Raw genomic sequence first — 24,275 nt, 5'->3', positions numbered from 1 at the left:
AAGCGTCGCCATATACCCCCTCAATCGATCCGACTGGTAGAATCGCCGCCGGTTCACATGAGGTTTATCCATGCACGATCCCCACAACGAACGCATGAGTGGCAGCGAGACCCGCGCGGCAAGCGGGCTGGCCCTGGTGTTCGCCTTCCGTATGCTTGGCATGTTCATGGTACTGCCGGTCCTGGCGACCTATGGAATGGATCTCGCAGGAGCGACCCCGACCCTGATCGGGCTGGCGATTGGTGCCTATGGCCTGACCCAGGCAGTGTTCCAGATTCCCTTCGGGATCATTTCCGACCGTATCGGTCGTCGTCCGGTTATCTACCTGGGGTTGATCGTGTTCGCCCTGGGCAGTGTGCTGGCGGCCAACGCCGATTCGATCTGGGGGGTGATCGCCGGGCGTATCCTGCAGGGCGCCGGCGCAATTTCCGCGGCGGTGATGGCGCTGCTTTCCGACCTGACCCGCGAACAGCACCGGACCAAGGCCATGGCCATGATTGGCATGACCATCGGCCTCTCCTTTGCCGTGGCCATGGTGGTGGGCCCGCTGCTGACCCGCAGTTTCGGGCTTTCGGGGCTGTTCCTGGCCACCGGGGCCATGGCCCTGGTGGGCATTCTGATCATCGCCTTCATGGTGCCGCGCTCAACCGGGCCGCTGCAGCACCGGGAATCCGGAGTGGCGCGCCAGGCGCTGATCCCGACCCTCAAGCACCCCGATCTGCTGCGCCTGGATCTTGGTATCTTCGTGTTGCACGCGATGCTCATGTCGAGCTTCGTGGCCTTGCCCCTGGCGCTGGTGGAAAAAGCCGGCCTGCCCAAGGAGCAGCACTGGTGGGTCTACCTCACCGCACTGCTGATTTCGTTCTTCGCCATGATCCCGTTCATCATCTACGGCGAGAAGAAACGCAAAATGAAACGAGTTCTGTTGGGCGCGGTCAGTACGCTGCTGCTCACCGAGCTATTCTTCTGGGAGTTCGGCGACAGCCTGCGGGCGCTGGTGATTGGTACCGTGGTGTTCTTCACCGCGTTCAACCTGCTGGAAGCGTCCTTGCCGTCGCTGATCAGCAAGGTTTCGCCGGCGGGTGGTAAAGGAACGGCGATGGGGGTGTATTCCACCAGCCAGTTCCTCGGTTCGGCACTGGGCGGCATCCTCGGCGGCTGGTTGTTCCAGCATGGCGGTTTGTCGGCTGTGTTCCTTGGATGCGCAGTCCTGGCTGCACTCTGGCTGGCCTTTGCTGTTACCATGCGCGAGCCCCCGTATGTGACGAGCCTGCGCTTGCCGTTATCGCCCGAAGCGATCCGCGAAGCCGGCCTGGCCGAGCGCCTGAAGGCCGTTGTTGGGGTAACAGATGCCGTAGTGGTGGCCGAAGAGGCCGCCATTTACATCAAATTGGACACCGAATTATTGGATCGCACGACCCTCGAGCAGCTGGTCAATCCAGCGCCGTCGGCGAGCGAAGCCTAGGAGAACGTTATGGCCCGTGGGGTTAACAAAGTCATATTGGTCGGCACTTGCGGCCAGGATCCCGAAGTTCGCTACCTGCCTAACGGTAACGCCGTGACCAACCTGAGTCTGGCCACCAGCGAGCAGTGGACCGACAAGCAGACCGGTCAGAAGGTCGAGCGCACCGAGTGGCACCGCGTGTCGATGTTCGGCAAGGTCGCGGAGATCGCCGGTGAATACCTGCGCAAGGGTTCGCAGGTCTACATCGAGGGCAAGCTGCAGACCCGCGAGTGGGAAAAAGACGGTATCAAGCGCTACACCACCGAAATCATCGTCGACATGCAGGGCACCATGCAGCTGCTGGGTGGCCGTCCACAGGGCGACCAGCAAGGCCAGGGCGGCATGTCCAACTCGGCACCGCGTCCACAGCAGTCCCGTCCTGCTCCGCAGCCACAGCGTGAGTCGCGTCCAGCGCCACAGCAGGCCGCTCCGCAGCCGGCTCCGGACTTCGACAGCTTCGATGACGATATTCCGTTCTGATCGCTGTTTTGAGCGTTCAGCATCGATAAGAACGGGGCCATGCAGATGGCCCCGTTTTTTTATGCCCGGGTTTAACCGGTGTGCCGCATCACTCAGCTCAAAGCGCCACTCGCCGCAGTCGGCCGCTCAGTGCGACCACCTGCTGCTCCGGCGTCGGAATCGGCCGCCCACTCAGGCCCATGCCTTCACTCACCAGCACCGCGTCTCCGACGCAGCACAGGTTGGAAGGCGTATCCAGGCCCTTGGCGAGTACTTGCACGCTGCGTTGCTGCAAATCGCAGCGCAGCAGGCGGCCGCTGAAGCGGGCGAAGCCGCCGTGCAGGACTTCGCCGGCCCAGTCCGGCGGCAACGGTTGCAGCAGCCGGTCGCACAGTTCCAGCACCAGGATCCGCTCCTGCGGGTCCAGCGCCAGCCCGGTGGGCAGTTGCAGTCCGCGAATCAGCACCTCGATCCTGCCGCTCTCGGGCCAGACCCGGATCACCTGGCCCGCCTTGTCGGCGAAGTCGATACCCATCCGCGCCGGGTCCCGGCGCAGCTCGCCGGAGAACAGGCTGATCAGCACGGCATCCGTCTGCGGCTCGTGCACCAAGGTCACCGGCACGGCTTCCTGGCCCTGATCCAGATCGGGCAGTTGCGCCAGGACTTGTTCACCGCCTTCGGTGAACTCCACCAGTTGGTTGCTATCGGGCTTGACCGCCAGCCAGCTGCGGCGCGACGGGTGATAGCACAGCGAGTTGAGGTTGCCGCGACTATGGAACAGCGGCTCGGGCGGGTTGTATTGCAGGTCCAGCAGCTTGGAGCCGGCGACGTAGTCGGTTTGGCTGGCCAGGCAGCGCCCGTCGCCCAGGGCGATGTCCGACAGGCCCATGATTTCGTCGCGCAGCATGCGCGATTGCATGTTCATCGAACGAAAACCCTGAGCCACGACCTGAGGCGGCAGGTAGGCGCCCGGCTGGCCCGGATCCGGACGCAGGCGGCTGATGCGGCCGCTGAACGGCTGGTCCGGCAGGCCCGAGCCGGCTTCCGCCAGCAGCAGGCTGCCATCGCCTTGCAGGCAAACCCCGCGAGGGTTGAGCAGGCCCTCGGCGATGACGTGATCCGGTCGCAGCACCTGCTCGAGCTGGGTGGGAATATGCAGAGCAACGGGCATGGTCTTCTCCTTGTTCAAGGCTGCCAGGGCGTGCCATTGAGATAGGCGGTCAGCAGGGAGCGTTGGCTCGGCGACATCGAACGCACCACGGACATGTACAAGGTGGTGTTCTGGTACTCGGGGGAGATCCGGGCCAGGATCGCCTGTTTGTAACCCATCACCGCGTCGGGCTGATTGAGCTGGATGTAGCGCGACATGGCGGGGAAGGCCAGGTAATGAAAGCGCAGCACGTTTTGAAACGCCTGTTCCCAGGTGACGATGCTGCCTGTTGGAACGCCGAAGTCGCTCCAGGCGTACTTGCGGAAGTTGCTGAAGCTCTGGGTCAGAGGGTTGTTGTCGATGGTGTAGGTCAGTGTGGTGAAGCCAGCCTGGGTATTGGAACCGGCGACGGGAACGACGTTGAAACTCACCGAAGGTTGACCGGCCGGCACCGTTACCGAGTTCGGAAGCTCCAGGAAGTTCCAGTAGCGGTTGGCTTGATAGACGGCGGTCGCCGAGGCATCGATGCTGATCGGCGTAGCCTTCTGCACCGGCGCTCCCAGGTAACGTACTTGCAAGGTGATCTGCACGCCTGTGCTGTCGGGATCGAGGTAGGTGTTGCGCTGATCGCTGTAGACCCGATACGGGCATTCGGGGGCCGACAGCGCCGGGTTGCGGGTGGTCCCGGGGGCACTAATGCACAAGGGCGTGCTCTGCACCACCTGTGTCTGGGTCGAGTTGAGCGGCACGTCGATGATGCCGCCGTACCGGTAGTAGTCTTGCAGCAGCGGATTGCTGGGCTCGAAGCTCGCCAGGGGCGTGGTTCCGGCCGCGATGGTGACGGTCCCGAAGTCGGCGTTGGGGCCGATGGGGCTGGTGATGTCGTCGCGTACAGCCCTGAACGTCTGCTTGGGGATCAGGTTGACCATGTCGATGCTCAGTTGCCCGTTGGCGACCTCGGCATAGGCCACGCTGTTGATGTTCAGGTCTTTGTCGGCATTGATGATTTGGCGGCCCGGCGGACAGATCTGCGGCTCATCGGTAAACGCCGTGGCCAGGGTACCGATGACCCGGCCGATGCTCGGGTTCGGGCTGAACTGGTTGGCTGCGTAGTCGGCATTCAGTTGCTCGGTGGTCAGGGTCGGACACATTTCGAACATCACGAAACGCAGCACGATCCCGGTAGCGTTGGGCGCCTCAATCAGGGCCCGGAGTCCGGCACTTTCCTTGTTGTAGCTGACGATGCTGCTCAGCGGAAAGGTCAGTTGAAAGGTGCCGCTGGCGTGGAAGGAGCCCGGCGAGTCCATGGTTGCAGGCTCCAGCACCCGGGTATTGAGGTCGAAACTGCTGCACACGGTATCCCAGCGAATCAAGAGCTGAGGCGTGTTGCCGTTGCCGATCTGCAGGCCTCCGACAAAGATCTGGGTCGTGGTGCTGGCTGTGGGGTCCAGGTCGACCATCATTGGGCCGGAGTAGGGACCTTGTCCGGTGCCGGGGGTCACGGAGCCGAGCAGGTAAACCGGCTGTCCGACCATATCCCCTTCCAGCGCAATGTTGCCCGGGGTGCCTTGGGAACTGATCAGCGCGTTGTGCAGCGTCACCACGTGTTCGCCATAGTGGTTCCAGCCGCCGGCCGTGTACCGACTGTTGGGGCCGATTCTCGGGTCCGGGGCGTTGATCAGTTGGTACAGGTGCTCATCGCTATAGGTCTTGGCCTGGTCCGCCACGGTCGAGGTGGTCAGGTCGAACAGCTCAAGGGAGGTGGCGATGCCATTGGGCAAGGTCGGTGAGTTGTTTGGCACGCTGACGTCGGTAGAGATGCCGCCCCAGAAGTTCAGTCGGGGTCCATTCAATATGCTCATGATCTATTCCTTATCCTTGGCGACGCTGGTGACTGGGGCTTGGGCGAATCTGAACAGGAAGGAGAAGTCGCTCTTGTACTGGCTGTTGAGCGGTGCGGCCATGGAATGGCAGTTCATGCAGCTGCTGTTGGTCTGGATATAACTTTCCATGGTGACGTTGGCCGACAGTGATGGCGTTGGTTGCCCCAAGGGGTTGCCGGGGTTATCCGGCGACTGCGGGCGTTGGGTGGTGATCAACTGGTAGTACTTGAACACGCTTTGCTGTACCTGCGGATCGCCCTGATATTGGGTATTGATCTGCTGGGTGACGTCCGTGATCGGGGTGACCCGGTTCAGTGGGTCCGGGGTACTGAAGCTGTTACCGGGTTTTGGGGTACAGACCATTTGTCCAGCTTGTTGCTGCCACAGGCAGGGGGATTGGTTGAGGCTTTCGGCGGGCGCCTTGGCGTTGAAGTAGGAGTAGAAAATCCCCGAGACCGGTTGGTCCACCCAACGGCCCCCCAGCTGGGTCTTGGGAGGCACGTTGTCGACCTGCTCGAAGGTCGACCAGACCCACTGCGGGAACCCCTCCACCTTGCTGATGATGTGCAACCCCACCAATCCCAAAGTGGCCTCGGTGGTGCCGTTGGGCTGTCCCTGACTGTCGAACTGGGTGACCAGGGCCTTCATTGTCAGATAGCGGCTGCTGTCGTCGGCGCTGCTGAGGATGCGCCAACTGCTCTTGATCTCGCCGGCGTTGTTGGGAAAGCTGATGTTCTTCGCTGCGTTGACGACCACCGCGTTGTAGAAGTCGTTATCGACGATGTAGTTGTAGGAGACCTCGTTGGCGGCGATGTCGTAGTAGGTCGGGTTGCCGCGCTGGTCAATCAGCCAGCCGCCCACCGCCTGGTTGTCCGCTTGCACCACCTGGGTGTTCTTGACCGCGGCGATGTTGATCAGGCTGAGATTTCTGCGGGGCAGTTGCGAGTTCCAGAGGCCCGGATTCTTGGCCCCGGGGAGGAAGGTCTCGCTGACGCTCTTGTAGGTCTGCCACACGGTATCGCCAGGGCTGCCCAGGGGCTTGCTGCAATCGGCCACTCCGCGCTGTCCCGCCTGGGCCGGCCAGTTCAGGTTGATGAACATCTTCCAGCTGTATTGATCGAAAGCCTGCTGCGACGCGCCCGCAGCAGGCACCGCAGCCGTGGGCGGGCAGCTGGTCTGCGGCGCCGCTGCGCTGGGCTGCAGGGCGCTGGCCTGCTGGCTGCCCAGGCCAAGCAACAACAGGGCGGTGAAACGGCTCCAAGGGTTCATGAGGCGGCTCCTGTCATGGCGAGGGGGGCGAAAGTTGGTTCCACTGCGGCCGCGCACCGTTCTTCAGCGATGGCGGTGGCGTGAAGAGCTGGCAGTCCGGCGGGTTGGCCGGGCACATCTTCGCCACCTGGTCCCAGGTCTTGGCCGGATTTGGTTTCTCGGTGCGCCAGTTGAGGTAGTTCTGGCTGACGATTGGCGCGTTGGCGACGCTCTCGTCACCGGAGAAATAGAACGATTGCGGATGCTGATAGGCCGGCTGGCCCGGGCCGTCGCTGCTGGCTTTCTTGTAGAACGCATAGCCGAACAGAATCGGGCTCGGCTGGACCGGGATCTCCAGCGCGTAGGCTTGCACGCTGCCATCCATATGCTGGCTGCGGGCGGCGCTGTAGGGCAGGTGCTTGATGAAGTCCCGGCGCGGCGGGTGGTTCATGGGCGAGAACATGCAGCAGGCCGGCATGTCCTTTGGCCGGTCCTCGGGGTAGGTGAGGAAGTAGGCCTTGTTGCCCAGGGAAACGAAGGAGCAGGTGTAGTTGTTGTCCTTGATCGGGAAGATCGGCAGGCAGTACTTCTCGTAGTGCTCCATCATCGCCCCGGTGCCGTCCTTGTCGGCCGGCACATAGTCGTTGTCGTAGTAGCTGGTGCCCCGGGACACGGTGTAGTCGGCCGGTTTCAGGGTGCTGGGCGGGCTGCTGTAGGGCGGTGGGTTCTTCACGTAGTTGGCGGTGACCCGGTACATGATCCAGTCACTGACCCAGGTTGCCGGGTAGAGCGGATCGGCCGGCTCGCCGGGTTTGCGCTTGGCGATGCAGTTGTTGGTCTTGGCGTCGCACCCCCGGTCGTTGTGCACGCCCATGTTGAAGTAGACGTTGTCGGGGTAGGTCTCGGCCCATAGCGTTTGGCTGGCGCTCAGCAGGCTGGCGGCCAACAGCAGTTGCTTGAAGAGACTGGCGTTCATCTGACACTCCTTTGAAAGCGCCGGGCGACGGGGTCGCCCGGCATTCCATGGGCTGGCCTTTGCGGCTCAGCCGTGGGGGTAGTCGTTGAGTTTCAGCGGGATCGGTGGGTAGCCCTTGCTCACCAGGTCCTGGGCCCAGATTTCCAGCACCCTGCGCCGGCTTTGCGGCAGGTCCCGGGTGATCGGCATGGCCAGGGTGCTTTCCTCCTGGTAGTCCTTGCTGATCAGCACGATGAACTGGTTGATCGCGCCCTCGATGCGTTGCAGGGAGTTGAGCGGCATGAACTTGTTCATGATCGGGTAGAGGTAATAGAAAGGCTGGAGGATTCTGGGGAAGATGAACTCCTTCCAGATCCGCACGCTGGCGTCGTCCTGGGTGCACACCCGGTTCCAGCAGTCGATGAAGTCCTTGAGCATCTCCGGCTCCTGGGGCAGGACCCGCAGGGGCGCAAGGAAGTCGGTGTAGGCGTCGGTGTAGTTGAAGCTGAAGGGCACCGTCGGTTGCTGCTGGCCGTCCTGGATGAAGAAGCGCAAGGTCGGGAAGCCGGCCGCCACGGCCTTGACCGATACCTGGGCGATGCCATTGGCGTCGGTCAGGATCTGCGCCAGGCTGTACTGCACGGTGGCGTTCAGCGGGTCTGCCAGGGTGCCGCTGCGTGCCTGCCCATTGGTGAACTGCAGGCGGGGGCTCAGGGCCACAGCCGAGGGCTTGGTCAGGAAGCTCTGGTAGAGCATGGGCTCGGATGGCTCGCTGTCCTCGACGTTCAGCACCGCGCTGAGCCGGCGGCCGCTGCCCACGTGCAACAGGCTTTCAGCGGTCTGGGTGCCGACGAACTGCGGTCGGTTCGACGTGTTGCTCCCGGGGTCCTTCGGGTAGTTGTTGAACAGGGTGAAGTTGGCCGCGTTACTGAAGGCCAGGTAATAGTCGCTGGTGGTCAGCATGTAGGCGTTGTTGTACTCCGCCACCCACAGCGCGGTGCCCGCGGGCGCGGGCAGGCCGTCGTACTGCACCATGATGCTCAGGACCCGAGTGTCGCCCACATCGATGAAGCAGCCGCTGTCGAGGACCTCGGCGGTCCACATATTCTGGGCGGCGGCGACCAGTTCCTGGCTGCCCTGCAACTGCAGCTCCAGGGCGCCCTGTTGCAACGCGGCCTGGTCGGCGGGGCTGATGGGCAGGTCCAGCAGGCCGGCGCGCTTGTCGAAGGCGGTCTGGCGATACTGTTCGAGGCCAAAACTGGCGACTTTGTGGAAAGCGCCGCCAGTGGGCCGTACCCCGATGTCGTAATCACCGGCCAGGTATTTCCCGGGCACCGGAATTCCCTGGCTCAGGTCAGTGTTGGTGGGCGGCAGTGCGGCGCTGTCTCCGGCGGGATAGAACGGAAAGGTATTGCCCAGGTCCAGGGACAGGGTGTTGTCGTGCACTTGGGCGCTGATCACCCCCAGGGTCATGGCCGCAGGCTTGGTGTCTCTGGGAACCGCCTTGCACACCGGTACCGGGGCCTTGGGTTCCAGGCGCCGGCCAGCCGGAGCGGTGGGGTATTCATTGTCGAACCACAGGCCCAGAGTACCGGCGGTGCGGCTGTAGGCCGGGTTGAAGAAGATGTCGGCGACGTTATCCAGGCCCTTCTGGTACATCGCCTGCAGCGCGGCCATGGCTTCGGGCGTCTTGGAGTGGCTGTCCACCACCGGGAAGTCGTTGAAGATGCCGTTCTTGTCGTAGAAGGTCAGGTAGGTGGTGAACCGGAACATCAGGCCCTTGGCGTTCTGGTTGATCATCTCCTGTTGCAGGGTCTTCAGCAGTTGCGAGTCGCCGACGATCCACTGCAGCTGGTCTTTCGGGAAGCAGGTCTGCCAGGTGGTAGTTACGTAGCTCAAGCCGCCGAAGGCCCCCCAGTTGAAGTTGAGGAAGCGGTCGAGCATGCGGTACCGGCGCTTCAAGGTCAGGCCGCAGGTGGCGTCCCCCAGTACCAGTTTGTCGAAGTACAGGGCGGTGAAGGTGTTCTGCCAGGGGCTGATATCGACGAAGCGCGCGGCTGTGGGCGCGGCGCTGCCGAACGGGTTGCCCTGCAACTGGTAACACTTGTTCACCAGCGGGTCGTTGTCGATGTAGGTGTTGGCCTGGAACTCGCCACCGACGATCACCGAGCGGGTCTGCTCGTAGTCGACCAAGCCGCAGGCGTTGTCGCCGAACAGGTCCCATTCGGCGGGAATCATCGGGTAGCCACTGGGCGAGCCATTGGTGGGCACCTGCAGCACGTAGTCCGGCACGTTCTCGTAGGCCAGCGGGGCGATGGTCCAGGGCATCAGCTGTTGCGGGGCGTTCTGGTCGTTGATCCCGTAGTAGGACAGGAACGGCCAGTTCATGCGCATCTTCACCGCGTCATATAGCGGGAAAACGTCGTTGTTGTTGGCCGTCGGTGGGTTCCAGAACATGTGGCCATTGAAGTAGATCCGGGGAAAGTTCAAGACGCTCATGAGCTGCTCCTTAGCGCTGCCACTGGGCGCGTTTGAGCGACCAGACGTAGTCCAGTTTCTGGTAGCCGACGAAGTCGGAGTCCGGTAGTACGGTGGTGGGGTAGACGATCCCGCCATCCTCTTTCAAGGCGAAGTTGAAGTAGGTGTTGTTGCTCGAATAGGCCGCGGTGTTGTGGCAGGCCAGGCACGAGGAGTGGCTCTGGAAGGCTGATTCCAGCTGGGAGTTGGCCAGCAGCTTGGGCTCGGCCTGGGCCTGGTCGTACTGCACGCCGATCAACTCGTACTGGGCCAGCGTGGGGTTCTGCTGCTGGAAGGTGGCATTCACCGGCTGGGCCGCGTCAGTGGGCCCGGTGATGTTGGTCATGGGCTTGGCCGGCGTGCCGTTGGTCACGGTGTACTTGCTGTTGTTGCGGTTCTCGAAGGTGGTCCAGACCCAGTCGTGGGTCAGCTTGTTGATGACGTGCATGCCGCTGAGGCCGGCGTAGCCGGTGTGGTATTGGCCCTGCTTGTCGACGTAGTAGGCCTGGGCGATGAAGTAGCCATCCTTTGCCAGTTGCGCCTGGAAGGTGCTATCGCTGCCGATCCACAACCAGGAGGTCTTCAGCTCCCAGGCCGTGGCGGGAAAGTTCAGGCTGCTGGTCAGGGCGGCAATGCCGTTCCGGTTGTAGATCTTCTGCTGGACGATGTAGTTGAAGGTGTCCTGGCCCATCAACATGTGAAAACGCACCGACTGGCCCCGTTGCGCTTCCGGCACCTGGTTGCCCATTTCCAGGGCCAGGCCATCGACCTGCTGGGTGCCGTTGTCGGTGCTGCCGTCGGTGTCGTTGCCCAGGTTGAGGAACAGCCCGCTGGTGTTCATGCCCGGGATCTTCTGCGCCTGGGTCTGCACCTGGCTCGGCAGGTTGGCCTGGGTGCTGTAGGGCTGGGGAGCCTGCCCCTTGCTCAGGTAGACCTCATCGGATGGTTTGAACGTCTCCCAGAGCCGCTCCGGGCTACCGGAGCCGGCCGGCTGGTTGAGGCACACAAACCAGTTCCATGCCATGGTTTCCGGGCTCTGCTTGAAGGTGCTCAGGGTGCCGGCCTGGTCACCATTGAACGTCAGGAAGTTGCTGCAATTGAAGGCGGGCGTGGTCTGTGCGTGAGCGAGGCCGCTCAACACACCGAGCACGACTATAGGGATGGTTCGCCGCATGGAATCTCCTTGGCCTGAGCCGTATCGTCATAGGGGCGCCCTAGGAAATGCTCTAGGAGCAGGTGCTTTACCGCGGTGGCCGGCAGGTGCGCCGGCAGGGGTAAATCGCAATCGGTGATGAGCAGGGGCCCTGCCTCGGCACTGCTGGGCAAGCGTCCGTGGCTGCCGCGAATCAGTGAGGTGTCCAGGGGAATCAGGTCCATGTAGTAGCGAAAGCCGAGCTTCTTCTGCAGCAGCCGGCGAGCGACCCGCAGCTTGGGAAAGCGGATCGCCGGGTCGATGAACAGCTCCAGTGGGTCGTAGCCCGGCTTGCGGTGGATATCCACAGTGCGGGCGAAATCCGGGGCCAGGCGGTCGTCGAACCAGTAGTAGTAATCGAACCAGAAGCCCGGGGCGGCCACCGCCACCAGCTCGCCGCTGCGTGGGTGATCGAGCTGGCAGGCCCGCTGCTCGCTCCTGTCCAGCACCTGCTCGATACCGGGCTGGCGCAGCAGCAGGGCCTTGACCCGGGCAATGTCCTCGGGCTGGCGCACATAGACGTGGGCGATCTGGTGGTCGACCACGGCGAAGGCCGCGCTGGCGCCGGGGTCCAGCAGCTCCCAGCTCAGTGAACGACGTACCTGCAGCAGACCTTGCTCGCGCAGCACGCGGTTGATCGAGATGGACTGCTGCACCGCCTCGATGCCGTATTCGGAGACCAGCATCACGGCCGCGCCTTGCTGCTGGGCAAAATCCAGCAGGCGCCCGACTTCATGGTCGATGGCCCGCACTTCGTCGCTGATGGACGGATGCTCCGGCCCCAGGCGTTGCAGGCTGTAGTCCAGGTGCGGCAGGTAGATCAGTTGCAGGTCGGGGCGGCTGATCTGGAACTCGGCGATGGCGCAGTCGACGATCCAGCGGCTGGAGGCAATCCCCGCGGCCGGGCCCCAGAAGCTCGGAAAGGGGAACTCGCCGATCTGCTGTTCGATGCGTTCGTGCAGCCCCGGAGGCGACGAATAGAGGCCGAACATCTTGCGCCCGTCGGCCGGGTAGTGGGGGCGCGGGGTGATGGCTGCCTCCACCTGGGCATACATGTTGAACCACCAGAACAGCTGGCTGCAGCGCAGGCCGGGGATCTCCCGTTGCAGCGCCTGCCAGACCTTTTCACCCTGGATCAGCGCGTTGGGCTGCAGCCAGAAACGCACCTCGGCCTGATCGCGGAAATACCAGCCGTTGCCGACGATGCCGTGTTCCGAAGGCGGCAGCCCGGTGAGGATCGAGGCCTGCACGGTGGAGGTCACGGCGGGGAACACCGGGCGCAGCCGGGCCATTCGCGCCCGTTGCAGCAGGTTGTTGATCCGCGGCGTGGCCGGCCCCAGCAGGCTGGGTGTCAGGCCCACCACATTGATCAGCAGCAAGGGCTGGCGCGGGCGTTCAGAAGGCATGGGCCGGAGCCTCCAGGGCAGACGAGTGGGTACGCAGCAGATGCCGCTGGCGCAGTTGGCCCTCGACCCATTGCAGCTCGGCGGCGATGCCTTGCAGCAAGGCCTGCTCGCTGTCCGGGCGCAGCGCACCGGGCAGCACGTTCCAGCTGTAGGTTTCCACCTCCAGCACCGGCTGGAAGTTCGGGTGCGCGGCGAGAAAGTCGAAGGTGCGCAGCAAGGCCTGCTGGCTGCCGCTGAGCTCGGCCAGTAGAAACTGTTCGCTGAACAGCGGCACATGAAAGTGAATGCGCAACTCGGGGCATTGCCCCTGGGCCGGTTCGGCGGCGTCCAGGGCCCCGGGCAGGTCGGCCCAGGCCAGTAGCTGCCCGGCCATATCCCGGGCCTTGACCTGATGCAGGTAGGTGGCTTCGGCGAAGTTGCCCAGGGCCTGCAGTACCTGCTGGCGGCGTGGGCGATCGGCAAACGGCAACTGGCAGATAAGGGCGGTGGACAGCTGGATCTTGCCCACCGGAACCCGCGCATCCAGCAGCCGTTGCAGGGATTGGTAGCAGTCTTCGAAGACCACCGCCTGATGGCAGACGTCGAAGCACAGCGCCAGGTAGCCATGATGGGGATCGGTGGCCTGCCAGTGCTTGAAAAAGGCCAGGGCCTGATCGGTGTTTTCCAGCACGCAATCCGGCTCCATCTCCAGGCACACCAGGATCTTCCTGCCGCTGCTGCGATGCAGGCTGGCCAGCTCGGCGGTCAGTTGCCGCAGGTGGGTTTCGGCCTGTTGCTGCTGGGCCTCGTCCCAGGTGGCGGCATAACCGAAGGGCACGCTGGAAATCACCCCCTGCTGGCAATCCAGGGGCAGAGCGGCGGCCAGCAGATGCGCCAGTTGCAGGCTGTATTCCAGGCGCTGGGGTTCGGCCCAGGTGGGCCGGTAGACCTCGGCCTTAACTGCGCCTTCATGGAACTGGCCATAGGGGAAACCGTTGAGCGAGGTCAGGCGCAGGCCACAATCGTGCAGCAGTTCGATGAAGGCCTCGCGCACCTCGGGCACCTGTAGTTCGGCGGCGGCCTGGGCGCTGATCCACAGGCCGCTGTCCTGCACCGCCAGCCCACGCTGACGCCGCACGCCCTGGAAATGTTCCTGGATCGACGCCCGCAGGCCGGCCACGTCACGGGCCGGGTGCACGTTGCTGCAGTAGCCGATCTGCGCGGCGTTCCAGCCGGCCCGGGCACTCATTTGACCACCGGTTCCTGGCCCCTCAGGGCCGAGTTGTCCTGCCACTGGCGGCGCTGGTCGATCGGCAGCGGGGTGCTCACCAGTTGCTTGTCCAACTGCCCGCTCTGGGCGAAGAAATCCACCGGGTTGTGGAACAGCACCTGCTCCACCTGGGCTTCGCTGAAGCCGGCGGCGAGCATGGCCTGGCCGGTCTTGGGCACTTTGAGCGGGTCGCTGATGCCCCAGTCGGCAGCGCTGTTGACCACCATTTTTTCGCTGCCGTATTCCTGCAGCAGGGCCACCATGCGCTGTTCCGACATCTTGGTGTTGGGGTAGATCGAGTGCCCGCGCCAGCAGTCGCTGTCCAGCACCAGGGGCAGGGTCAGTTCGTTGAGGTGGTCGATGATCACCAGGTTTTCGGCGATGCCCACCTCGCGGATCACCGCCAGGGTGCGCTTGGTGCCGCCGATCTTGTCGCGGTGCGGGGTGTGCACCAGCACCGGCAGGTTGAACTGTCTGGCCAGTTCCAGTTGCGCGGCGAGAAAGCGATCTTCTTCCGGGGTGATGTCGTCGTAGCCGATTTCCCCTACCGCTACCACGCCGTCCTTGACCAGGTAGCGCGGCAGGATCTCCAGCACTTCGTTGGCCACCGACAGGTCGTTGGCTTCCTTGGGGTTGAGGCCGATGGTGCAGAAATGGTGGATGCCGAACATGCTGGCGCGAAAGCGCTCCCAGCCCAGCAGGGTGTCGAAGTAGTCGATGAAGCTGCCGACGCTGGTGCGCGCCTGGCCTTGCCAGAACGCAGGCTCGATGACCCCGGTGATGCCGGCGGCGGCCATGTTCTGGTAGTCGTCGGTGGTGCGGCTGACCATATGAATGTGCGGGTCGAAGTACTTCGCCATGGTGGCTCCTTGCTTGAGTGCGGGAAAAATCGTGGGCTCAGCTGCCGGGGGTCAACCGCCTGCCGGGAAGTGGTCGCGCCAGTGCGCAGGCAATCGTCCCTGCTGGTACAGGCCTCGCAGGCGCTGCAACTGGGCCTGGCTCAACAGCTCGAAGGCAATGGCCTGGGGCAGGCCGTCGGCGATCTCGCGTTCGGCGGCCAGCTGTTCTTCCATCAGGTCCAGGGCCAACTGGTTGAGGTCGACGCTGCGCCGTTCTACCAGGCCGTGGATGTGGCGGCTGTCCAGGCCCATGCCCAGGGTCTTGAGCACCAACTGGTGGAAGGCCCGTTCCGGGTAGTGGCGCGCGGCAAAGGGGTTGTCCAGGGCGATGGCGGCGAACACCTCGCGGTTGTTGGTGCGCCCGGCCTGGAGCGCCAGGTCGAGGCTGGCCCCCTGGCTGTCGAGGTCATCCAGGGCCTTGAGCAGGGCAGCCTTTTCCTGGTCGTCGCCCCAGAGAAACAGCTGGCGCAACAGGGCCAGTTGCCCGGCGCCGGCCTGCTGCTCCAGCAACTGGGCCAGCAGTAGCGCCCGGGCCAGTTGAGTGCAGTTGCAGTCCGGGCTGGGGGCCTGCGGTGCGCTGGCCAAGCGGCGCCGACACTGACTGCTGAGCAGCATCAGGGTGTTGGCCGAGGGCTGTCGGGCCAGTTGTTCCCGGGCTTGCTGCCACCAGCTTCGGCTGTCGTCGTCCAGATGCCGTTCCAGCAATTGCTGGCGCTCGGCGAAGGCACCATGGCGAATGGCAAGCGCCGGCGGCGCAGGGGCGATGGGATCCATGTTCATGTCGGCTTGATCCAGCGTTGAAGGTGGGGAAGCAGAAAGAACACCAGCACACACAGCAGGCTGCCCAAGGGCTGGTTGGCCACCGCCAGCACCAGGGCGTCGAACAGCGGCAGGGCGGCCAGCCCGGCACCGATGAAGGCACGGACCTGCCGTTGTTGCGGGTTGGCCAGGTGGCGCTGGTAGTGCCAGCCCAACCAGCCCAGCCACAGCAGCAGGACCAGCCAGAACACGCTGTTGCCGGCATAGGCGGCCAGGAGCAGAGGGCTGAGCATGAGCAGCAGCGGCAGGCGGCTGAGCAACTGGTTGCGATGCTCCAGGCGGGCCAGGTAGGTCAAGCCGGCGATGTAGGTGCCCAGCAGCGCGGCGCACAGCCACAATGGCTGGGGCGGCATGGCCAGGCTGGCGGCGGCGGTCAGGTACAACGCCGAGCGGCAGCCGCCCATCAGCCAGACGCTGTGGGGATATTTCTTGTGCAGAAGGTTGTAGCCAAGGATAAACAGCAGCAGCAATCCGGCGCTGGCCAGCAGCCAGTGGGGCTGGGCAATCATCCGGCTCAGGCCGAGGACCGCCAGCGCCGCCAGCAGCAGCAGCGCGGCAGTGGCCAGGCGGACCTGGGCGCGGCTGACTAGGCCGAGAACGATCGGCCGCGGGTTGTGGTGCTGCTGGTCCCAGTCGGCGTCCATCAGGTCGTTGAGCAGCATGCCCGCCAGGTACAGCGCCGAGAGCGCCACCAGCAGCAGGGTCCAGACCAGCGGCGAGGGCGGCGCCAGGGTGGTAGCGCTGCTGGCCAGCAGCGCGGCGGCCAGGGCATTGGTCCATACCGTTGGCAGGTTGGAGACCCGGCCCAGGGTCAGCCAGGTGGTTAGCGACGATTGGGTCATTGCGCGCACCCCGGGCCCCAGGCGAAATCCGGCCCGCCGAAACCCGCCAGGCGCAGCAGGGCCTGTTCCATCAGCGGCATGTCGATCTGGTGCACATCCACCGACTGGCCCAGGCGGTTGAGCATCGGGATCGACAGCTGGCCCCCCAGGTGCTGGCGGAACTCTTCCAGGCCCACCAGGATCGGCGAACGCCCCTGGCTGTCCCGCAGGCTCAGTTCCGGCGGGCAGAGGTTGAAGCCGAGCCTGTCCAGCAGTCGCAGCAGGCGCTGGCAGTCGGCGTCGGACAGCAGGCCGCTGGCGTTGGCATACAGCGCATCCAGGGCCATGCCCACGGCCACCGCTTCACCGTGGCGCAAGCGATGCTGGCTGAGATTCTCCAGCTTGTGGGCGGCCCAGTGCCCGTAGTCCAGGGGGCGGCCATTGCCCCGTTCGAACGGATCGCCGGCACCGGTGATATGGCCCAGGTGCAGTTCGGCGCAGCGGTGAATGGCGTAGCGGCTGGCGTTGTGCTCGAAACCGGCCAGGGCTTCGGCCTGCTGCTCCATCCACTGGAAGAACGCGGCATCCTTGATCACCGCGACCTTGACCGCTTCGGCCAGGCCGGCAATCTGGTCCCGGTGGGAAAGGCTGAGCAGCAGCTGGAAGTCGTTGATCACCGCTGTGGCCGGGTAGAAGGCCCCCAGCAGGTTTTTCTGGGCGAAGGCGTTGATGCCATTCTTCACCCCGATGCCGGCATCGTTCTGCGCCAGCACGGTGGACGGGATGCGGATCAGGCGCATGCCCCGATGGAAGGTGGCGCAGGCATAGCCCACTGCGTCCAGCACTGCGCCGCCGCCCAGGGCCAGCACATAGCAGTGGCGATCCAGGCCGTGTTCCAGCATCTGCGCGTACAGCTGCTGAAGCACGTCCGGGGTCTTGCTCAATTCGCCGGCCGGCACCGCGATCGGTGCGGCCTGCAGATGCAGGTCGGCGGCGTGGGCGCTGAAGTAGTGGTCGATCTGCAGCGGCAACTGGGGCGAGCACAGCAGCAGTTGTTCATCGACAAACACCAGCACCGTGGTGCGCCCCGGGTTCTGCCGGGTCAGTTGCTGGTGCAGGCAGGGGTTGTCGGCCTGGAAGATGTGATCGGTGAACAGCACCGGGTAGTGGTAGCTCACCTGGAAGCGGCCCTCCAGAGAATGCACCTGATCGTACCGGGGCTGAGCCAGGCGGCTCTTGAACAGGCTGCGGGTGCCGAGGAACAGCCCGGGCAGCACCATGCTGGCGAGAATGGTTGCCAGCAGGGCGTTCTGTTCCACCAGCAGGCTGCCGATGGCGGCATAGGCCAGGGCCAGCCCGGCGTTGGCCAGGGTGGTGACCAGGAGAAACTGGCGCAGCGGATAACGTTGCATGCCGGCGGCCAGCACCGAGGTTTCTGCCAGCACCGGCACGCCACGCAGGCACACGAGCGACAGGGTGCTGAGGCGATAGGCCAGTTGCCCGGGTTGCCAGGTCCTGAGCCCCAGCCAATTGGACAGCAGGCGGAAGTAGCCGGCCCCCAGCCAGTAGCCAAGGCTGGCCCCCAGGCACAGGCCGATGAAGATCACCAGGTAGCCGCCAATGGCGCCCAGGGCCGCCACGGCCAGCAGTGCCACCAGGCTGGAGGGCACGGGCAGCAGCACGTCCAGGGCCAACAGGGTTACCAGCAACAGGGCCAGGCTCAGGCGCTGTACGGGATCGGTGGGAAGGAAGGTGCCCAGGTGACTCAGCAGTTGTTGGATCTGCTGTTCAAACAACAGGAAACTGGCGATAACCAGGATCGAGAATAGTAATAACGAGAGCCAGTAATTTTCGGCCGCACCCTTGAGTGAAAAGGCACGAGACAACGAGCTGCGCTTCATCAAGCGTCCCTCTTGATTGATATGACTGGATTCCGTGTCAGTGTCAGCTGGGTAGGGCAGGAGGGCGTCTGGTTATTGAATTCCTCGACGGTTTTTATTGATCTTCTGGCGGCTGAAGAACACTTCAGTGGCGAGTAGCTATCAACTTAGTCAAGGCCGAGGGTTTTGCAAGTAAGTTGAATGAAGTGGCCTGCAAGGCATTTTTATGGCTTCAGGGGAAAGTGCGTGTTTAGTCCGGGACGGCTCCGCTGAACGTCTTGCAAGAAGTCTGATGGAGCCTGTTCTTGCTCAATGAATGCTGGGGGTGGTATAGGCGGAGGGGCTGTTTTTTACTTTGCTATAAATATTATGAAAATTGGATATATAGAAAAAATCGTTCCATGAAAGCGCACTAAGTCATGTGCGAGGGCAGCTCTTGATGGATTTTTACAAATGTTTCAAATCAGGTTTTGAAATAACGGATTAACCCTTGATTACTATTAGTCAGCTATTTAATGGCTTGCTTATTAATGAGGAGTTATTTAGTTGTTCCATAGAGCTGTCCGAGCGGGTTGCCGGGGAGTGTTTTTTGTTAATAGGAATCATTCGTTCGCATTATGGTTAACTTGTAGGTCCTGCAACTATTGGCATTTGCCGCTATTAACCTCTCGGTAAACAGCGGCGAACTTAATCCGGGAAATGCCTGGTGCCATGAAGTTGCGGTGAGCCACGGCTCACCGCTTGCGGGTGATCAAGCCGCAGGGGCCTGCCCGGCCGCCAGAAACTGCTCGGTGGACAGCACGCTGGCATAGGCGAACGCCAGGGCCGCCATCACCGCACTTTGTACCTGGGCGGCGGGCACGCGCTGGCCAGCGAACTCCAGGTCGAGAGTGGCACAGGCGTCATGGATCACCTTGACCGGGTAGCCCAGGTCGGCAGCGGCCCGGGCAGTGCCTTCCACACACATGTGGCTCATGTTGCCGACGATCACCAGTTCCTCGATGCCCTGCCGCGTGAGCAGCGATTGCAGCTCGGTGTCGCGGAATGCGTTGACGAAATGCTTGAGCACCACCGGCTCATCGGCGTGGTTCTGGACCTTGGGGTGCAACTGCGCACCTGGGGAGCCGGGAGTGAAGAAGGGAGCGTCGTCGGAGGTGAATTCGTGGCGGATGTGCACCACAGGTTCAGCGTTCTGGCGAAATGCCTGGATCAGCCGGGCGGCGTTGTCCGCTGCAGCGTCGACGCCGATCAGGGGCCACTTGCCGTCGGCGAAGTAGTCGTTCTGGATATCGATTACGATGAGTGCCTGTCTGGCCATGGGTAATACCTGCGGGTGAGTGATTGACGTAGGAGCCAGTATCGCCATCGGTCGTTCCTTCGAGGATTGGCCGCACCGACATTAACCGGGGGAAAACTGACAGTGGGTATTCAAGGCACGCACGCCGAATTGGGGGTACTGCTCTATCCCGGTGTGCAGATGGCGGCGGTACATGGCCTGAGCGACTTGTTCGAGGTGGCCAACCGGATTGCCGGCGAACAGCCGCAGGCGCAGTTGCCGCGGTTGCGCGTCAGCCACTGGCAGGCCAGCGGCGAACTGCCTCCGGTGCGGGTCCACGACAGCCTGGCCGAAGCCCCCGGGGCCTTGTTGGCGGTATTGATCCCGCCTTCGCTGGCGGGCTTCTCAAGCCATCAGTCATCTGCCGCCCTGATGGATTGGCTGCGCCAGCAACACGCCGCCGGAGCCACCCTGGGCGGGGTCTGTGTGGGCTCGATCCTGCTGGCCGAAAGCGGCCTGCTCGATGGCCGCAGCGCCACCACCCACTGGACCTCGGCCCAGGCCTTCGCCGAGCGTTACCCACAGGTGCGCCTGGAAGCGGACAAACCCATTGTCGATGACGGCGACCTGATCACCAGCGCCGGGCTGATGGCCTGGGCCGAGCTTGGTCTGCGCCTGGTGAACCGCTTGCTGGGGCCGAGCATCGCCAGTGCCACGGCGCGCTTTCTGGTGATGGAACACAGTGCCAGCGCGAGCCAGTGCGGCAGCAATTTCGCACCGATCCTCAGCCACGGCGACGGGGCGATTCTCAAGCTCCAGCACTGGCTGCAGGCCAATGGCGCGGTGGATGTTTCGCTGCCGGTGATGGCGCAGCAGGCGGGGCTTGAGCCGCGCACCTTGCTGCGGCGCTTCCGGGCGGCCACCGGCCTCAAGCCGACCCAGTACTGTCAGCACCTGCGGGTGGGCAAGGCCCGGGAACTGCTGGAGTTCACCAACGGTAGCATCGATCACATCGCCTGGACCGTGGGTTATCAGGACCCTGCCACCTTTCGCAGCCTGTTCCGGAAAATCACCGGGCTGGCGCCCAGTGAATATCGCAATCGCTTCGGTGCCACCTCAACGGCTGCAAGCCGGGTACCGTAACCCGGCTGCGGCCTGTTCAGTGGCCGGCCACTGCCCGGGCGCTGCCGCCGGCCGGCGCGAACGCTAGCGGGTTGCGGCGATCCAGGTGGCCGCTCAAGACGGTCAGGGCCAGGGCCACCAGCACCACCAGCGCGCCGATCCAGGCGGTGTGGATCAGCCCCAGGTGAGCGACGATCAAGCCCCCCAGCCAGGCTCCACCGGCAATCCCCAGGTTGAAGGCGGCAATGTTCAGGCCGGACGCCACGTCCACCGCCTGGGGTGTGTAGTGCTCGGCCTGACGTACCACATAGACCTGCAGCCCCGGTACGTTGCCAAACGCCACCGCGCCCCACAGCAGCACGGTCAGCAGCGCCAGCCATGGGTTGCCGGCGGTGAGGCTGAGCATCAGCAGCACCGCGGCGAGCAGGGCGAAGATGATCTTCAGGGCGCCGATCGGTCCGCGCCGGTCCGCCAGCTTGCCGCCCCAGATATTGCCCACCGCCACCGACACGCCGTACACCAGCAGCACCAGGCTCACGGTGCCGGCGCTTAAGCCGGAAATGTCCTGGAGGATCGGCGCCAGGAAGGTGAAGGCGATGAACGAGCCGCCGTAGCCCACCGCGGTCATGGCGTACACCAGCAGCAGGCGCGGTTGCTTGAGCACCTGCAGTTGTTGCAGCAGCGACGCCGGCGGGCGGTGGGTAATGTTCTTCGGCACGAACAGCAGGCTGCCGATAAAGGCGATCACCCCCAGGGCGGACACTGCGAGGAAGGTTTCGCGCCAGCCCAGATGCTGGCCGATAAAGGTGCCCAGGGGTACGCCGGTGACCAGAGCCACGGTGAGCCCGGTGAACATGATGGCGATCGCGCTGGCGGCTTTTTCCTTGGGCACCAGGCTGGTGGCGATGGTCGAGCCGATGGAGAAGAACACCCCGTGGGCCAGGCCCGTGACAATCCGTGCCAGCACCAGGGATTCATACCCGGGTGCCTTCCAGGCCAGCAGGTTGCCAAGGGTGAACAGCACCATCAGCGACAGCAGCAACAGCTTGCGCGGCACCTTGCCGCTGAGGGCGGTGAGCACCGGGGCGCCAATCGCCACGCCCAGAGCGTAGAGGCTGACCAGCAGGCCGGCGGACGGCAGGCTGACCCCGAGGTCGGTACCTATGGTGGGTAGCAGGCCAACGATAACGAACTCGGTCGTGCCGATGGCGAATGCGCTGAGGGTCAGCGCGAGCAGGGCAATGGGCATCACTGCAACTCCGGTGAAAGTGGGATTGGCGCGCAGTGTCCGGGTTTGACTCGTGCGGAAAAATAGCCCTATCGGCACAAGATATTTGCCTGTGGGTCAAGGATCCCGGAGCCCGTCGTTCACCGGCGCGCCGGCCTCGGGGGCAACTGAAGCGAACTTGCCGGGCGTTTGCTGATCAGTTCCTTACAGACCCTGCTGAAGGAGCCCTGCGTTGTGTTGAATTTCAAGACCGCGATCTTGCTCGGGATGCTGCTCGTTCTGGGCAGCAGCGAGCTCTGCGCCGCCACTGCCGCAACAGCCCCGGCGGCGGCCCCGGCCAAGCCGGAACTGCTGGTGGAAGGGGGCCTGCTGGGCGCCATCAGTTCGAGCATCGACGATGTCCAGGACAAGCTCGACCTCAATGAAAACCTGATCGACGCCTGGCGCCTGCGGGCCGACCGCGCTGCGGACGAAGTGGGGCGCCTGGTGAACCAACCCTCGGACCGTTCGGGCTGGAGCGTGGCCGGGGATTTCCTCACCTTGTCCGGCACCTGGCTGGGCAGCTTCGCCCTGCTCACGGTGCTGGCCGGGCTGCTGGTACGGCGGCTGAGCCAGCGGCCCTGGCTGCAAGCCCGGCCCCGAGGCCAGGGCCTGTTGGAATACCTGCTGCCTTACACCTTGCCGGCCTTGGTCTGCCTGCCGCTGACGCTTTACGTCAGCCATTCCCTGAACGGTTCGGTGGGGCGGGCGCTGGCCCTGTGCCTGGCCTATGCCACCAGCAGCGGCATCGTCTCGACCTCGGTGCTGTTGTGCCTGATCGTGATGTTCAACGTCGGGCACAAGCGGCCCGCGGTGCGGATCATCCGTGGCTACTGCCCGAAACCGCTGTTTCTGATCGGTTTCCTTGCGGCTCTCAGCGATGCCCTCACCAGCCCGCAGATCGCTCGCCAGCTGGGGGGCAATATCACCAGCAGCGTGGCGGTATTCACCGGCCTGCTGGCCTCGCTGATCTTCGCGGTGCTGGTGATCCGCCTGCGCCGGCCGGTGGCGCACCTGATCCGCAACCGCTCCCTGGCCCAGCGTCTGAAACAGCCGGCGTTGCAGGAGTCGCTGCGGATCTTTTCCGGGCTCTGGTACTGGCCGATCCTGCTGATGGTGCTGGTCTCGGCGGTGAGCCTGATCGGTGCCGGCGAGGACAGCCAGCAGGCCCTGCGCTGCGCCTTGCTGACCACCGTGCTGCTGATCGCCACGGTGTTCCTCAGCACCGTGCTGCAGCACCTGTTCAAGTCCCGTAGCGCCCAGACGATTCAGCGCAGCAGCGCCTACAAGGAGCGTTTCCTGAGCCTGTTGCACGCCCTGCTGCGGATCGTCATGGCCATCGCCTTCATCGAGATCCTCGGGCGCATCTGGGGGATCTCGCTGTTCGAGTTCGCCCAGCGCAATACCGTGGGCCGGGCCATCAGCGACTCCCTGAGCAGCATCGGCCTGATCTTCCTGGTGACCTGGCTGCTGTGGGTGGTGCTCGACACAGCGATCCAGGAGGCCCTCAAGCCACCGGCCAACAAGCGTGCGGCGCGTCAGCCCAGTACCCGGGTCAAGACCATCCTGCCGCTGCTGCGCAATGCGATCAAAATCATCCTGGTGGTGATCTGCGCGATCACCACCATGGCCAACCTGGGGATCAACGTCGCGCCGCTGCTGGCCGGTGCCGGGGTGGTGGGCCTGGCCATCGGTTTCGGCTCCCAGCAACTGGTGCAGGACGTGATCACCGGCCTGTTCATCATCATCGAAGACACCCTGTCCATTGGTGACTGGGTGGTGCTCGACTCCGGCCATGCCGGCACCGTCGAGGGCCTGACCATCCGCACCCTGCGCCTGCGCGACGGCAAGGGTTTCGTGCATTCGGTGCCGTTCGGCCAGATCAAGGCGGTCACCAACCAGTCGCGGCAGTTCGCCTATGCCTTCTTCTCGGTGCAGTTCACCTACGACACCGACGTCGACAAGGCCATCGAACTGATCCGCGAAGCCGGGCGCTCCATCAGCGAGGACAGCTTCCTGCGCTACAACCTGCAAGGCGGCCTGGACGTGTTCGGGGTGGACAAGATGGACCTCAACGGCGTGGTGCTGACGGCCCAGTTCCGCACGGTGTCCGGCGGCCAGTACGCGGTGAGCCGGGCCTTCAACCAGCGTCTGAAAAAGCTTGTGGATAACTGCCCCTGGGTGCATTTCGCCCAGACTTATCCACAGCCGGTGGTGTTACCGGCGCGGCGGGTGCATGAAGACGAACCGGAACAGGACGACTCGGCGCTGCTGCTCCCCGAATCCCCCCGCCCGCAATGATTGCGCAACGACGGCCAGCGTAAGGGCAGCTGGATCTGGCGCAGGGCTCACGGACCCTTTCGCCGGCAAGCCGGCTCCTACGAGGGTGGGCGTGGATTGTCTGGAAGGGCGCCTGCTGCCTGGGTAGGAGCTGGCTTGCCAGCGAAGAGGCCGCTGGATGTGGCGCAGGGCTCACGGGCCCTTTCGCCGGCAAGCCGGCTCCTACGAGGGTGGGCGTGGATTGTCTGGAAGGGCGCCTGCTGCCTGGGTAGGAGCTGGCTTGCCAGCGAAGAGGCCGCTAGATGTGGCGCAGGGCTCACGGGCCCTTTCGCCGGCAGCCGGCTCCTA

Annotated in this window: 18 protein-coding genes; 4 read left to right on the top strand and 14 right to left on the bottom strand. The window is 64.0% G+C overall.

The window, feature by feature from the left end; all coding sequences use genetic code 11:
- Window positions 1-70 precede the first annotated feature (70 nt).
- Together PFLCHA0_RS27440 and PFLCHA0_RS27435 are read left to right on the top strand one after the other, a co-directional pair.
- A complete protein-coding gene (locus PFLCHA0_RS27440; protein ID WP_015637226.1) occupies window positions 71-1,465 on the top strand; it encodes an MFS transporter in 1,395 nt (464 codons plus the stop codon).
- Window positions 1,466-1,474: 9 nt separating this feature from the next.
- Window positions 1,475-1,984 (top strand): single-stranded DNA-binding protein, encoded by a 510-nt coding sequence (locus PFLCHA0_RS27435; RefSeq protein ID WP_011063767.1) that lies wholly within the window; start codon window positions 1,475-1,477, stop codon window positions 1,982-1,984.
- Window positions 1,985-2,081: 97 nt separating this feature from the next.
- On the opposite strand, the gene PFLCHA0_RS27430 is transcribed toward PFLCHA0_RS27435, so the two are convergent.
- From PFLCHA0_RS27430 to PFLCHA0_RS27370, 13 genes are all read right to left on the bottom strand, one after another.
- A complete protein-coding gene (locus PFLCHA0_RS27430) occupies window positions 2,082-3,134 on the bottom strand; it encodes a hypothetical protein (RefSeq protein WP_041752624.1) in 1,053 nt (350 codons plus the stop codon).
- Window positions 3,135-3,148: 14 nt separating this feature from the next.
- Window positions 3,149-4,975: a hypothetical protein gene (locus PFLCHA0_RS27425; RefSeq protein ID WP_015637224.1), complete on the bottom strand. Its 1,827-nt coding sequence runs from the start codon at window positions 4,973-4,975 to the stop codon at window positions 3,149-3,151.
- Window positions 4,976-4,978: 3 nt separating this feature from the next.
- Window positions 4,979-6,265 carry a hypothetical protein gene (locus tag PFLCHA0_RS27420; protein ID WP_015637223.1) on the bottom strand — a complete coding sequence of 429 codons (1,287 nt, stop codon included), beginning with the start codon at window positions 6,263-6,265 and terminating at the stop codon, window positions 4,979-4,981.
- A gap of 13 nt (window positions 6,266-6,278) precedes the next feature.
- Window positions 6,279-7,220: a hypothetical protein gene (locus PFLCHA0_RS27415; RefSeq protein ID WP_015637222.1), complete on the bottom strand. Its 942-nt coding sequence runs from the start codon at window positions 7,218-7,220 to the stop codon at window positions 6,279-6,281.
- A gap of 66 nt (window positions 7,221-7,286) precedes the next feature.
- Entirely contained in the window at window positions 7,287-9,698 is a 2,412-nt protein-coding gene (locus PFLCHA0_RS27410; protein ID WP_015637221.1) for a hypothetical protein, read from the bottom strand.
- A 10-nt stretch (window positions 9,699-9,708) separates the two neighbouring features.
- Window positions 9,709-10,890 carry a hypothetical protein gene (locus tag PFLCHA0_RS27405; RefSeq protein WP_011063761.1) on the bottom strand — a complete coding sequence of 394 codons (1,182 nt, stop codon included), beginning with the start codon at window positions 10,888-10,890 and terminating at the stop codon, window positions 9,709-9,711.
- Window positions 10,869-12,314: an alkaline phosphatase family protein gene (locus PFLCHA0_RS27400; RefSeq protein ID WP_015637220.1), complete on the bottom strand. Its 1,446-nt coding sequence runs from the start codon at window positions 12,312-12,314 to the stop codon at window positions 10,869-10,871. The genes PFLCHA0_RS27405 and PFLCHA0_RS27400 overlap by 22 nt, the downstream gene beginning before the upstream one ends.
- Complete coding sequence (gene eboE / locus PFLCHA0_RS27395) at window positions 12,304-13,542, bottom strand: metabolite traffic protein EboE (RefSeq protein ID WP_015637219.1); 1,239 nt, start codon at window positions 13,540-13,542, stop codon at window positions 12,304-12,306. Before eboE ends, PFLCHA0_RS27400 begins: the two co-directional genes overlap by 11 nt.
- Window positions 13,539-14,423: a TatD family hydrolase gene (locus tag PFLCHA0_RS27390; protein ID WP_011063758.1), complete on the bottom strand. Its 885-nt coding sequence runs from the start codon at window positions 14,421-14,423 to the stop codon at window positions 13,539-13,541. Before PFLCHA0_RS27390 ends, eboE begins: the two co-directional genes overlap by 4 nt.
- A 51-nt stretch (window positions 14,424-14,474) precedes the next feature.
- The gene (locus PFLCHA0_RS27385; RefSeq protein ID WP_015637218.1) at window positions 14,475-15,242 is read right to left on the bottom strand and encodes an EboA domain-containing protein; all 768 of its coding nucleotides are present in this window, start codon (window positions 15,240-15,242) and stop codon (window positions 14,475-14,477) included.
- Window positions 15,239-16,123, bottom strand: a complete 885-nt coding sequence (locus tag PFLCHA0_RS27380) for a UbiA family prenyltransferase (RefSeq protein WP_015637217.1) — start codon at window positions 16,121-16,123, stop codon at window positions 15,239-15,241. The genes PFLCHA0_RS27385 and PFLCHA0_RS27380 overlap by 4 nt, the downstream gene beginning before the upstream one ends.
- Window positions 16,120-18,003, bottom strand: a complete 1,884-nt coding sequence (locus PFLCHA0_RS27375) for a 3-dehydroquinate synthase (RefSeq protein WP_015637216.1) — start codon at window positions 18,001-18,003, stop codon at window positions 16,120-16,122. The genes PFLCHA0_RS27380 and PFLCHA0_RS27375 overlap by 4 nt, the downstream gene beginning before the upstream one ends.
- Before the next feature lie 730 nt (window positions 18,004-18,733).
- On the bottom strand, window positions 18,734-19,300 hold the full coding sequence (locus tag PFLCHA0_RS27370) for a cysteine hydrolase family protein (protein WP_011063754.1): 567 nt from the start codon (window positions 19,298-19,300) through the stop codon (window positions 18,734-18,736).
- Window positions 19,301-19,459: 159 nt separating this feature from the next.
- On the opposite strand from PFLCHA0_RS27370, the gene PFLCHA0_RS27365 reads away from it, so the two are divergent.
- Window positions 19,460-20,401, top strand: coding sequence for a GlxA family transcriptional regulator (locus PFLCHA0_RS27365; protein ID WP_217438384.1), 942 nt, complete (start codon window positions 19,460-19,462; stop codon window positions 20,399-20,401).
- A 16-nt stretch (window positions 20,402-20,417) separates the two neighbouring features.
- Here the strand turns inward: PFLCHA0_RS27365 and PFLCHA0_RS27360 are convergent, their stop codons facing one another.
- The gene (locus PFLCHA0_RS27360; protein ID WP_015637213.1) at window positions 20,418-21,629 is read right to left on the bottom strand and encodes an MFS transporter; all 1,212 of its coding nucleotides are present in this window, start codon (window positions 21,627-21,629) and stop codon (window positions 20,418-20,420) included.
- 213 nt (window positions 21,630-21,842) lie between these two features.
- Between PFLCHA0_RS27360 and PFLCHA0_RS27355 the strand changes: the two genes are divergently transcribed.
- Window positions 21,843-23,948: a mechanosensitive ion channel family protein gene (locus PFLCHA0_RS27355; RefSeq protein WP_015637212.1), complete on the top strand. Its 2,106-nt coding sequence runs from the start codon at window positions 21,843-21,845 to the stop codon at window positions 23,946-23,948.
- The last annotated feature ends 327 nt before the right edge of the window (window positions 23,949-24,275 follow it).

The organism is Pseudomonas protegens CHA0 (assembly GCF_000397205.1).
Classification (GTDB): domain Bacteria; phylum Pseudomonadota; class Gammaproteobacteria; order Pseudomonadales; family Pseudomonadaceae; genus Aquipseudomonas; species Aquipseudomonas protegens.
This window is presented reverse-complemented; position numbering and strand designations above follow the sequence as displayed.